The organism is Acidithrix sp. C25 (assembly GCF_904848545.2).
Window position 1 is genome coordinate 1,191,232 of the sequence record NZ_CAJHCI020000002.1, and the last position, 11,999, is coordinate 1,203,230.

Here is an 11,999-nt window from a genome sequence, read left to right on the forward strand (position 1 = left end):
CGTTGGCTAAGGACAAATGCACCCGACAAATAAAGAAAGACTCAAATAAAGAAAGACTCAAATAAAGAAAGACTCAAAGATGACCCCCTAGCGACAAGTCTCCGGGTGCGAGCTAGGTAACGACAATATTGCATCAAAATTAATTTGGATCCAAAATCAAAGATCCATGCATCCCTAAGCCAATTCGACAACCCCTAAGTCGCCAAAGGGCGCTAACATTTCTTTTAAAAGACTGCCTTTTGGACGAATAATACTTCCATTCTGGCGCTCAAGATTTAGGTACGGTCGAGATGAACCCACTCTTTGGAGCTATCGAAAGAAACGTTGGATCACTTCGAAGTTGCCGCGTTGTTGAATTAGGTGCGATAGGAGGCATAGTCAGCGCTCCATATACCAACGTCATCTCAAACCTCATAGTTGTAGAACCATCCGCCGAAGTTATAACGAAACTTACTCAAGAGGCTGATCCAGATAGCCCTAGATATGAGGTTCACAATGGAGGTCTCGATGAATTGGCCTTTATCAACATCGACTCGGCCGACACCGTCATTAGCGCACTGGGCTTATTGTCAACTAGTGATCCAGATCGCCTTCTTCGAAGTGTAAAGAGAATATTACGCCCATCTGGATCGTTCATCTTCAGCGTTGCCCATCCCTTGCTAATAACCAATTCACTGATCGAACCTCCTAGTGACTATCGCTACTTCGAAAGCCACATCGTCGATACCCAAGTGCTCGGCTTTGGCCTTGAACTCCCACAAAAGATATCGCTTAGGCCAATCTCAAAACTCTTTTCGCTTGTGCAACGAGCGGGACTTTATGTCGATACCTTTGAAGAGATCTCAATAAGAAATCAAATCAAACAAAAAACCCAACAACAAGATAAAGACAAGGATCTACCTGATTTCATAATTGTCAAAGTAAAAAAACGATAGAGAAGCGAAGCTAGCACTCCAAGAGCACTTCATTTGCTATTTCACCAAAATCGAGTTAGCAAATAGAACCAATCTCGCCATTTAAGCCCTTTTCCCTGGGGCGGCACACAAGCCAATGCAAATCAGGCCATTTCAAAGGCGTCAAATTGGCAACCATCAAGCCGTATCCACGCGGCAGAGGTCTTGCTCGATTCGATGAACCTGCGACTCGCCTTGATCAAATCAAAAACCACTAAATAGTCAAAACCCATCGACCTACGTCTTTAAGAATGTTGAATCACCTGATGGGTAAATGAAGGCGCTGAATCATCTTGGTTGGCTTTGGATCGACTTACTTAGTCCTGCTTAGTCTTAGAGCCGACCATTTCGCTCTTGCCAAAAGGTCAAGAGGCGCTTGGTTGCTTGATCTTCACCGATCAAACCTTCTTCGATTCGCAACTCCATAAGAAATTCAAGGGCAACTCCAACCTCTTTCGATGGAGCAATACCTAAGATCTGCATAACCTGGGTTCCATCTAGCTCTGGGCGAAGTGAATCTAGCTCCTCTTGGGCTCGTAGCTCTTGGATTCGAACCTTGAGCTGTTGCATCCGAGCTTCTAGTGCTCTCACCTTATTTGCATTTCTGGTGGTACAGTCAGCCAACGTCAACGCGTTCAAATTATCTAAGAGATCGCCTGCGTCCACGACATAACGTCGCACCGCCCTATCTGTCCACCCCGCTTCATAGGTATGAAATCGCAAGTGCAAATAGACGAGACGCGAAACCCTCTGAATCATCTCACTTGAATAGCGAAGCGCCCGCATCCTCTTCTTGGTCATCTTTGATCCAACTTTGTCGTGGTTGTAAAAGGTCACTCCGCCTTTTTCAAAACGACGAGTCGCTGGCTTTCCAATATCATGAAAGAGCGCCCCTAGTCGCAGCTCCAAATTCGCTTCAGTCTTATCTATGACGCTATAAGTATGTTCAAGTACATCTTTATGGTGGTGAATCGGATCCTGTTCTAGGGCCAATTGGGAGAGTTCTGGTAAAAAGAAATGCGTAAGGCCGGTGTCGTTAAGAATCCTAAGTCCCAAAGATGGCTTTGGGGTTACCATAAGTTTGTTGAACTCCGTAGCAAGCCTCTCTGGCGATATAATCTCAATGCGACTTGCCATCTGTGACATCGCCAAAACAACGCCTTCATCAACTCTAAAGTTCAGCTGCGCTGCAAATCGACAAGCCCGTAGCATCCGAAGGGGATCGTCATCGAAGGACTTCTCCGGCTCTCTAGGCGTGCGAATCAAACCTTGCCTGAGATCTCCCATCCCGTCGAAGAGATCTATTACAGAAGGCGACTCATCCGAAAGATCTAGCGCCATTGCGTTGATCCTAAAGTCGCGTCGGATCAAATCCTCTTCAAGGGTAGTTGGCATGGTCACCACCGGTTTGCGGGAATCGCTCCTATAGAGATCGCCTCGATGAGTAGTAATCTCAACTATCCGTGAACCAATAAGTGCTGAGATGGTGCCATATTCGGCGCCAACCGTCCAAACCTTGCGGCTGATAGAGGAAAGGATCGCCTCTACCTCATTTGGCATGGCGTCAGTGGTTAGGTCATAGTCAATCGAAGGACCTCTTGATTGATCCGCCGAAGCTTGGCTTACATCCGTTCTTGGATCATCCTCTAGAGATCCATCACCGCCAAAAAAATCTCCGACAGAGTTATCACCCATGTGAGATGCACTCTTTGGGTAACTCATTTTGTCATGGGTCGCACTCAAAATCGCGTCGCGGACCGAACCACCAACTAGATAGATCTTTCTTTCGTGACGACTAAAGGCCTCAACTAAGGTATGAAGTTCGCCTTTGATCTCCCTAACACGAACGTCGAATTCCGATTTATCAAATTGCATAGTCTTTAAAGTTCCAGTGATCGCGCCCTTTGTTCTCTGATAGCATTCAAAACTCCAACAAGGGCTCCTCCCTCGCTGGCTCGTTCTAGATGGAGAGTCTCTCCCCCCATGGCCGCTATCGTCTCGGCTGTACTCAACCGAAGGGCATCTAGATCGTAACCGCCCTCTAGGAATGCCAAGCGCCGACCCCCTGGAACGAGTGAAAAGAGCCACGTAATGAGCGAGCCAAAGTCACTTGAGGTCAATCCCAGATCGCAAAGAGGATCCCCAATATGGCTATCAAATCCAGAAGAGGCTATTACCCAGGTTGGAGAGAACTTCTCGATAGCGGGCATCAAGATCTGCTCGATCGCACCAAAATAGGTAGCACCGGTTGTACCTTCTGGAACCGGGATATTTATTGTGGTTCCCAGTCCCTCTCCAACTCCAACTTCTGAGGCGCGTCCTGAACCTGGATAGAGAGGATATTGGTGAACTGATGCGTACATTACGTCTTTACTTGAATAAAAGATATCTTGAGTCCCATTGCCGTGGTGTGCGTCGTAGTCAAAGATCAACACCCGTTCACCTTGGCTAGCAAGGGATGCGGCGGCTACTGCGACATTGTTAATTAGACAAAACCCCATCGCACGATCTATCACGGCGTGGTGGCCCGGGGGTCGAACAGCTAGAAAAGCGCTATCGGCTTCATTGTCACCAAGGCGGCGTATGGCATCTAATCCAGCTCCTGCCGCAAGGATGGCAGCATCCCATGAAGCCACAGAGACAGAGGTATCAGGATCTAGTCGTCCGCCACCCATAAGGCAGAACCGTCTCAGAGCATCGATATAGTTCTTATCATGCACGCGGTAGAGATCTTCCATCTTGGCTGGAGTTGGCTCGAAGTGAATAACCGCCTCACCAACCCCTGACAGATCCACACCCTCTAGTACGGCCTCCAAACGCTCTGGACGCTCTGGATGATCAGTTCCGGAGTCATGCTCATGGAATTTTTTATGAGTACCAACAAGTATTGCCATCACCCAATAGCTTAGGTCCACAGCGCCCTAGAGTAATAATCACCATATGGAAATTTCAACAGCAACAACTATCAAGTGAAAGAGACTCCCATCTGAACTCGGGGTCTCCAGTTGTTGACATTGCCTTTGCCCTTCAAACAACGATGGCTTCGATCTCAACGGAAACCCTAATAACTTGGGGAATCCCTCCTATTGACTCAAGATCATTTCCAACGAAGCTTTCGCCATCTAATCCATCAAAAACAATCCCGACTCCCCCAAATATTACAGTTATCTTGTGATAAATAACAACCACATCGATATTTTCCAGATGCTTTATAGCAATAGATCGCCGCTATTTAAAACATCTAGTCCACTCTTTAGAAAATAACTAAATGAAGCTATAAAATCTACTCGGGATACAAACCTAATGTTAACAATTGTCAACGTTTCAAATTGTCAACGTTTCAAATTGTCAACAAGGTGGCCTAGGATGAATCAAAGTGAATAATCATAGATTCTCAACATCTCACCGTAAGGAATGTCACCGCAAAATAGCATCCTCGGAACGATCTAACATTTGAAGCTTGAAGTCGTCACCTTAAACCACCCAAGTCACTCTAACTCAATCTAAGCGGTTTGTAGTCTGGACCTAGTCCTATAAAAATAAGTGAAAAACAAAGCTAAATATAAAAAATATTTCATAAATTAATCGCTTCATATATAAATGCAAAGTCAATATAGGATCTACATTAAAATCAAAAAGAAAAATATTTTCAAATCAAGACTCTAAAATTATGGATTCTACCAATAGATATACAACCTCATATTGATCCGCTCTGAATCACTTATTTCTCCAAATAAAATTCGATAGCCCCTCTAGAAGATTCTCATATGCGAGTATCGATCTCTAGATGCAAAGTCATACAAGTTAAATGAACTTCCAATACCCAACAACAATTCGATAATCACTGTTACCTCAGGATCCTTGGCAAGAAGCAAAATACCAACTGGCAGCGTCCATGGAACCATCTCACCTTAGATAAAAACCATTACTAAACCTAAAGCATCGCCGTAGGTGCCTGCCATCTAAGGTGAGATTGGTTAAGTAGCGTAAAATAACGAGAGACAAATGCGAGCAATTTTCTTAGACCGTGATGGAGTTTTGATAGATAATGTCGTTCGAAGCGACCAGACTGTTGGCAGTCCAAGAAGCAGGGCTGATGTAATCATCAACCCACTCTCAGTGCAATTTGTAGAGTCACTCCGTCAACTCAGCTATAGCGTTGTGGTAGTAACTAACCAGCCTGACATCGCTCGCCATCTACTTTCGCTAAATGAACTCCTTAGAATAAATTCATTAATAGCCAATAGAATTCCTGGAATTGAAAGTATTGCGACCTGCATTCACGACAAAGACGACCGTTGCACCTGTAGAAAACCATTGCCCGGAATGTTAACTAAAGCCGCGGAGCGACTTGGTATCGATTTAAATCAAAGCTGGATGATTGGTGATAGAAGTTCTGATATCGAAGCGGGAGTCGCTTGTGGGGTAAGGTCGATTTGCGTTCCATCGCTTCTTAGTCATAGTCGACCAAGACGTACCTGCGAATCCCACTATCCACACTTCCAAGCGGACGATCTTATCGATGCACTGCGAATCATTACAGCTAATTCGATCTAGCGGATTTATCGACTAAATGCCGCTCAACATAGTCAAACGATTCAGGTGTACCTATCTCATAGTAGAGCGCCTCTGTGGGCAACGCTCGAAGTTGCTGTCTCTCAGCCAATCGGGAGTAAATCTCAGACAGATCAAATCTCGTCTCTGAAATACCAAGATCTAAGATATGGTCTCGATTTAGCAATGAAATTCCAAAATCAATCCAGTCTTTATCAGCTACATCCACTTTGGAATGACTCTTGACCAGGTCACCTTCTATTGCAGTATTGCAGCGTCCATCGACTCCATTTTGTGGCCTTGAAACCACAAGGACGCTTCTTCTCTCAGGATCTAGGTTCGAAAACCTTGTGATCTCTTCATATGAAATATCCAGTAAGGTATCACCATAGGTAAGAAAAAAGTTATCTGGTAGAAATGCGAGTGCCCTAAGTAAGGCTCCACCTGTGCCTCTTAGGTTTGGGCCATCGTCTACCATAGCAACAGGAATCGCGCTATCTCTAACCGACAGCGAAGCACTTATAGCCATAGAGCCCTTGCCGGTCAATAAAAAGACCGAATCAATCTTATTTTGATAGAATTCCGCTAACTTCCACTCTAGGAAATCAGCTCCACCCAAGGGCAACAATACTTTCGGTCTGCCCTTTGCCAAGGCCTCTATCCGGGTACCCAAACCACCCGCCAAAACAACTGCGACGTTCATTACCACGCTCTCAAGGTGGTAGTTCCTTCGTAATCAATCGCAATGGGAACTTCTTGAAGGCCATTCTCCTCCATAGCAAGACGAAGTTTAGCTGGATGATCAGTCGAAAAGAGTAAAAAGCCGCCACCTCCAGCACCAATCAACTTGCCGCCAAAAGCACCGGTAGCTAACCCTTTTTGAATAATCACATCCATCTCATCGTGAACCAATGAAGGTTGACGATGATACTTCAGCTCCCACTGGCGAGTCAACATTCTTCCAAAGCCTTCAACTTCGCCATTTGCTAAAGCTTCAGCAGCAATATATCCCGCCTTGCGCACCGACTCTAAATTATCGACAATTGCTTTAGTGGTCCCGGCCCCTCTGGCGAGCGTCTTGAGTTCCTCTGAAGCAGAACGTCTAATACCTGTATAAAAAAGCATCAGAGATCTCTCAAAATCACGCCTATCGGCCTCGCGCATGACAATTGGGGTAACCGAGACGGATTCATCGCTGCGAAATTCAAAAGCAGTAATTCCACCACAGGCAGCAATATATTGGTCTTGCTTTCCCACTGGCTCGTTCAAGACGTTTATCTCAATGTCGCTGGCAATTGCCGCTATCTCTTGAGCCGAGCGAGGATCTCTCGAATAAGAAGATAACGCTCTTACCAATCCAACACCAAAACTACCCGAACTTCCCAGACCCGTTCCAGCCGGAATATCAGCAATTGACGTCACTTCAAGAGCACCTGGAGAATCAAGTCTCTCCAAAACAGCTCGTATCATGGGATGTCTAATCTCGGAGACCTTGGCTACGTTCTCTATCTCAGAGTATTTAAGGAGGTAGCGATCCTCGAAATTGCGATGTATTGCAATGTAGATATGCTTGTCAATCGCCGCTGCAACTAAAAACCCGGAACCATGGCTTCGATAAAACGACGGAAGATCGGTTCCACCCCCACCAAGAGAGATTCGCAAAGGGGTTCTTGAAATTATCATGCCTCATAGGACCTTTGAACGATTTCAAAGACAGCCCTAGAATCAAAGACTGTGGCGCCAATTGATTCATTTCCCTCTATTGCGCCGATAAAGTCCACTATCTCACGCTTCCAGGAAAGATCGTCTGGTTTGAACTCCACGGACGATATCTGAGGGGGCCCCAACTTCTCCCCCATGTCGTATATCCGGAAGGTCTCCGCGCCATAAGAACCGCCCAAACCTGAAACCTCGACCTTTGCACTTTCGCAGAAGACCTCTAGCAAAAACTTGTTCTTCCATTCTGTCCAGCTAGCGTGCAAAAGCGCTTCGAATCCCGAATTAGAGCCGACAAGATTTAGGATGGCGTTATCCTCAACCTTGCCTCCCCAAAAGATGTTCGAAATACTTGAAAATTTATATAAAAGATCTTCCCCTGTTAGGAACCTCACCAGATCAATCAGATGAGAGCCTTGATCTAACAGTTCGCCACCTCCAGAAATAGCTGGATCAAATCGCCATTCGCGTTCATAGCCAAGGCGACCACCATGGCCATAAACAGCTCGAATAAATTTAACTTGCCCATATCTTCTAGAGAAAATCGCTTCGCGCATCGCCAAGATCCCCGGATGAAAGCGATGATTAAAGCCAACCGCTATCTTTGAGTCTGAGCCACAATGGGCTATAAAGTCGATCAAAGAAGTTACATCCTCCAGCGACATGGCACCGGGCTTTTCTAGAAGAAGATTGACATTAGATTCAACCACAGCCATTGCAGCCTTAGTTAACTCGCAATGAGGAGTCGCTACAACAATGACTCCATCCTTACCAACTGAGGAGATCAGCTCTTGGATGGTTGATTTGGCTACCGATCCAAAAGAGTGCGCCAGAGTACTAGCCCGACTCTCATCAATATCGAAGACGCCGGCCATCTCAAAGCCAAGCTCGGCCAAAGCTCCGCTGCGCTTCTTGCCGATAAGTCCGGCTCCGATTAGACCAAACCGTTTGCTTACGCTAGCCATGGCTCATAGTATCCAATCATTTTCAAGAATCCATTTGACGGTGTCCTTGACAGAACTCTCGATCGACCTTTGAGTTGTCCATCCAGCGAGCTTTGCTTTATCGACGTCAAGCAAGATAAGGGGATTATCCCCGATCCAACCCCTATCTCCTCCGCTATAGGTAATGTCTGGGTTGAGACCCATCACTGAGGCAATCCACCTAGCCGAAGAATTCACCGTTGAGAATTCGGGTGTACCTAAATTAAAGACGTCAAAGCCAGAATCCGATCGAATGTCGATCAAAGCTCTCACGCAGTCCTCGACATGCATATATGATTTACGCTGATTGCCATCTCCTAGGATATGAAGCTTGGATGGATCTTTAGCGAGCTGTCTAACAAAATCAATGACGTGACCATGTGAGTAACGAGGGCCAAGAACTGACACGAACCTGAAAGCCGTAACCCTAAGCTTTTTCGCATGGGCATAAGCGGCTAAAAAGCCTTCGGCTGCAATTTTGGAAGCACCATAAAGACTTGTTTGAGTTGGTATCGCCACATTCTCAGGGGTGGGAAAGATCTCTGCTTCACCGTAGATCGAACCAGTCGAGCTAAAAACAAAATCTATGACACCTTCGCCTGCTGCTGCGTTAGCTACATTTAAAGTAGCGATAACGTTTTGATAGGCGTCCCTATCGGGATTGTTCCACCCATCGCGTACATCTGCATTCGCTGCAAGATGAAATACGGTATCTATCCCCGCCATGGCCGATCGCAACTCATCGACGTCCCCCAACAGGTCGCCACGTCGCACATCTGCATTCGACGTCTCTAGAAACTCGCCGCGACCAGTGGAAAAGTTATCAAAGATCCTAACGTTGCATCCGATTCGTACCAATTGGTCGGCCAAATTCGATCCAATAAAGCCGGCACCGCCAGTTATAAGTACATTTCTCATTTAGAAGTAATGCTCTCCCAAACCGGCTTGGACTCGATCACCTTAGGGTGTCCTACAATCAAATGCCATATGACTGCTTGAAACCCCTCCACTTGCGTTGTCACCGTGGCATCATTGACCGTTGGAATTATCACCGAAGCCGTTGAATTTTCCCCTAGGTGACCGCCATCTCTACCGACTACGCCCACGACACTAGCGCCAATGGAATTTGCGTAATCAACGACTCTTACCAACTGCATGCTCACTTTACGGGCGGCGTCGCCACCTCCTACCGAAAAAACAAAAACAGCATCATTGCTTGAAAAACGCGAAGCCTTCAGCCATTCAACGTAACATTCTTCCCAAGATTGGTCGTTTATGCGCGCAGTCAATTCACTTACGTTATCTGAGATACAGTACGATTCAATCCCTAGCAATTTCCTAAAATCGCAGGTAGCATGAGAGGCATGACCTGCTCCCCCACCGGAACCCGCAAAAAACACCCGCCCGTTCCGACCTTTTACGTCAGAAATCACATCAACTAATCGTTCGATACTGTTGACGTCAATCAGTTGGGCAATTTTAGATGCTTCGGACAAGAAGTCCTCAACGTAGGTCATATAGCCACCTTGTTCTCGCTACAATTTAGATCTGAAAAGCATCCAATCAAAACCACTGGTAAACGTTTATCACCGTAAACGCATTCTTGTATTGTACCAACCTAAAATCACAGACCTGTTGAAAGCGAAACTAACTTGACAGCAAATACAATCGATTTAGACCTTTACGTAGATGCCGCAGATCTCAGCGCCATAGCAGAATTCATGAATAACCCCCTTGTAAAGGGATTCACAACAAATCCGACACTTATGAATAGGGCGGGCGTTAAAAATTACGCGGCCTTCGCCTTCGAAGCCGCTCAACTGGTTAGCCCCTTTCCCCTCTCGCTTGAAGTATTCGCAGACGATGAGCAAGAGATCTATGATCAAGCAATCGACATCTCAAAAGTTTCACCAAATGTCTTCGTAAAAGTACCTGTGACTAACACCAAAGGACAGAGCCTAGAAAAAACGATTCATAAACTCGCCGACAACGGAGTCAAGATAAACGTGACTGCGCTCATGACGATAGATCAGGTCGAGAGAGTGTCGAATGCGCTAATCTCTGGGGTCGATGCAATAATATCGGTCTTTGCGGGGCGAATCGCAGATACCGGAACTAATCCCATCCCGATCATGAAAAGATCGTCAGAGATCACCCACACCAAAGTCGGGCACAAATTGCTATGGGCGAGTCCGCGCGAGATCCTAAATCTAATCCAAGCTCAAGAGTCCAATTGCGACATCATTACTATGACACCAGATCTCTGGAAAAAATTACCTATGCTTGGAAAAGATTTGACCGATCTTTCCCTAGAGACGGTTCAAATGTTTTACAACGACGCTACTGCAGCCGGATATTCGCTTTGAACAACTGATATAGATAGCTACAGTCGACCCTTAGCCCTCAGCTCGTACCTAACAACGAACTAAGGTTCGACTGGTAAAAAGATGGATTCATAGATTTTGAGAACGATACAAGCCAAATATAACTACGCACAGCGTGCGGATCGCATAAGCGTTATCATGCCGGTTTATAACGAGATTTCTACGATTAAAGAGGCAATCAAATCATTTCAAGATGCCTACAAATTAGATAGCCGCCTAGAGTTGATAATCGTAGAGAGTGCGAGCGATGATGGTTCGCGAGAATATGTCACTAAATTCCAGGATGAAAAGGGAATATTGGTCATTCTTGAGGAGCGCCCATTCGGCAAAGGTCACGCTGTGCGCAACGGAATCAGCCATGCCAAGGGTGACATAATCTCGATTTTCGATGCTGATGGGGAATATGTCTTCTCCGACATTTGGAAACTAGTTGACGCTATCGAAGATGGACGTGCGTCATTCGTCCTCGGAAGTCGACACGGACCGGGTCAAAAGGTCAGGCAATTTGGAAAACACAATTGGCTTGCTCAATCGATGAATCTTATGCATTGGATCTTTGCAACCATGATCAATCTTGCATTTGACGTACGTATCCGCGATCCGTTTACGATGTGGAAGGTATTTCGAAGAGAGATCCTAGATCATCTAGAGCTCGTAAGTGATAGGTTTGATCTCGATTGGGAAATTATCTGTAAGTTCGCGATCTTGGGCTTCGTGCCACTTGAGATTCCAATAAATTACATCTCCAGAGACTATAGTCAAGGTAAAAAGGTAAAGCTTATTAGCGATCCAATCTCGTGGATAGTACTACTCCTCAAGTTGCGATTCAGCCAAGCCACCAAAGAACTCCGTTCGACAAGAATCTAAATCCAAATAGCCAATTCTCAACATAACAAGACTTTCCAATGAGGGCCACTCAAAGATTCGAGTGGCCCTCATTGGTGTCATCTGCGTTACATCGCGACCATCTCGGTATCGAACGATTGCCAACCAGTAACGCTAGTTAAAACTTCCAAATCTCAATCTGACCCCGTTCAATCTGACCCCGTTCAATCTGACCCCGTTCAATCTGACCCCGTTCAATCTGACCCCGTTCAATCTGACCCCGTTCAATCTGACCAAATCAAATGTTTAGCAAAAACAGAACCTAAGAATGCGGACGAGCCCCCTAACACAGAGCCCGTTACATCACCTTTGATCAAAGGCTACGTAAAACCTTCGCCACTTGACAAAAAATCATGCGAACCCTTCTCCTTTAGAAACACAAGGGTAACCGAATTAGTCGTGACTTACAGACCTCAGCCCAAACCACCACATCGATCCATTGCATTAGAAACTTTTGTAAATACCTACTCACTTCTTTAGAGATTCCACTCGAACAAAGAGGAGGTTGCGACGGATATAGTTTG

At 45.8% G+C, this 11,999-nt stretch carries 13 protein-coding genes; 4 read left to right on the forward strand and 9 right to left on the reverse strand.

Translation table 11 applies throughout. From position 1 onward, the window contains the following. The first annotated feature begins 290 nt into the window (after positions 1 to 290). A complete protein-coding gene (locus ACIDITHRIX25_RS98355) occupies positions 291 to 935 on the forward strand; it encodes a class I SAM-dependent methyltransferase (protein ID WP_201733494.1) in 645 nt (214 codons plus the stop codon). A 351-nt stretch (positions 936 to 1,286) separates the two neighbouring features. Here ACIDITHRIX25_RS98355 and ACIDITHRIX25_RS98360 read toward each other — a convergent pair whose 3' ends face one another. The 3 genes from ACIDITHRIX25_RS98360 to ACIDITHRIX25_RS98370 all read right to left on the reverse strand — a co-directional run bounded on the left by ACIDITHRIX25_RS98360 (position 1,287) and on the right by ACIDITHRIX25_RS98370 (position 4,858). Continuing rightward, a complete protein-coding gene (locus tag ACIDITHRIX25_RS98360; RefSeq protein WP_201733495.1) occupies positions 1,287 to 2,828 on the reverse strand; it encodes a CCA tRNA nucleotidyltransferase in 1,542 nt (513 codons plus the stop codon). Between the two features lie 5 nt (positions 2,829 to 2,833). Next, positions 2,834 to 3,847, reverse strand: coding sequence for a histone deacetylase family protein (locus ACIDITHRIX25_RS98365; protein ID WP_201733496.1), 1,014 nt, complete (start codon positions 3,845 to 3,847; stop codon positions 2,834 to 2,836). Positions 3,848 to 4,705: 858 nt separating this feature from the next. Further along, complete coding sequence (locus tag ACIDITHRIX25_RS98370; protein WP_201733497.1) at positions 4,706 to 4,858, reverse strand: hypothetical protein; 153 nt, start codon at positions 4,856 to 4,858, stop codon at positions 4,706 to 4,708. 100 nt (positions 4,859 to 4,958) lie between these two features. Here ACIDITHRIX25_RS98370 and ACIDITHRIX25_RS98375 point away from each other — a divergent pair, with 100 nt between their 5' ends. Further along, positions 4,959 to 5,510 (forward strand): D-glycero-alpha-D-manno-heptose-1,7-bisphosphate 7-phosphatase, encoded by a 552-nt coding sequence (locus ACIDITHRIX25_RS98375; RefSeq protein ID WP_201733498.1) that lies wholly within the window; start codon positions 4,959 to 4,961, stop codon positions 5,508 to 5,510. Here the strand turns inward: ACIDITHRIX25_RS98375 and ACIDITHRIX25_RS98380 are convergent. From ACIDITHRIX25_RS98380 to ACIDITHRIX25_RS98400, 5 genes are read right to left on the reverse strand one after another with little or no spacing between them, the layout of a single operon-like run. Then, positions 5,497 to 6,210, reverse strand: a complete 714-nt coding sequence (locus tag ACIDITHRIX25_RS98380; RefSeq protein WP_201733499.1) for an NTP transferase domain-containing protein — start codon at positions 6,208 to 6,210, stop codon at positions 5,497 to 5,499. The two genes, ACIDITHRIX25_RS98375 and ACIDITHRIX25_RS98380, sit on opposite strands and share 14 nt — an antisense overlap. Further along, positions 6,210 to 7,190 (reverse strand): GHMP family kinase ATP-binding protein, encoded by a 981-nt coding sequence (locus ACIDITHRIX25_RS98385; RefSeq protein ID WP_052606072.1) that lies wholly within the window; start codon positions 7,188 to 7,190, stop codon positions 6,210 to 6,212. Before ACIDITHRIX25_RS98385 ends, ACIDITHRIX25_RS98380 begins: the two co-directional genes overlap by 1 nt. After that, positions 7,187 to 8,188, reverse strand: coding sequence for a Gfo/Idh/MocA family protein (locus ACIDITHRIX25_RS98390; RefSeq protein ID WP_201733500.1), 1,002 nt, complete (start codon positions 8,186 to 8,188; stop codon positions 7,187 to 7,189). Before ACIDITHRIX25_RS98390 ends, ACIDITHRIX25_RS98385 begins: the two co-directional genes overlap by 4 nt. Before the next feature lie 3 nt (positions 8,189 to 8,191). After that, positions 8,192 to 9,124: an NAD-dependent epimerase/dehydratase family protein gene (locus ACIDITHRIX25_RS98395; protein ID WP_201733501.1), complete on the reverse strand. Its 933-nt coding sequence runs from the start codon at positions 9,122 to 9,124 to the stop codon at positions 8,192 to 8,194. Continuing rightward, positions 9,121 to 9,723: an SIS domain-containing protein gene (locus ACIDITHRIX25_RS98400; protein ID WP_052606078.1), complete on the reverse strand. Its 603-nt coding sequence runs from the start codon at positions 9,721 to 9,723 to the stop codon at positions 9,121 to 9,123. The genes ACIDITHRIX25_RS98395 and ACIDITHRIX25_RS98400 overlap by 4 nt, the downstream gene beginning before the upstream one ends. Before the next feature lie 135 nt (positions 9,724 to 9,858). On the opposite strand from ACIDITHRIX25_RS98400, the gene ACIDITHRIX25_RS98405 reads away from it, so the two are divergent. Together ACIDITHRIX25_RS98405 and ACIDITHRIX25_RS98410 are read left to right on the forward strand one after the other, a co-directional pair. Then, on the forward strand, positions 9,859 to 10,572 hold the full coding sequence (locus ACIDITHRIX25_RS98405) for a transaldolase (protein ID WP_201733502.1): 714 nt from the start codon (positions 9,859 to 9,861) through the stop codon (positions 10,570 to 10,572). A gap of 96 nt (positions 10,573 to 10,668) precedes the next feature. After that, a complete protein-coding gene (locus ACIDITHRIX25_RS98410; protein WP_152626052.1) occupies positions 10,669 to 11,457 on the forward strand; it encodes a glycosyltransferase family 2 protein in 789 nt (262 codons plus the stop codon). Positions 11,458 to 11,589: 132 nt separating this feature from the next. On the opposite strand, the gene ACIDITHRIX25_RS98415 is transcribed toward ACIDITHRIX25_RS98410, so the two are convergent. After that, entirely contained in the window at positions 11,590 to 11,712 is a 123-nt protein-coding gene (locus ACIDITHRIX25_RS98415; protein ID WP_349632165.1) for a pentapeptide repeat-containing protein, read from the reverse strand. Positions 11,713 to 11,999: the final 287 nt, after the last annotated feature.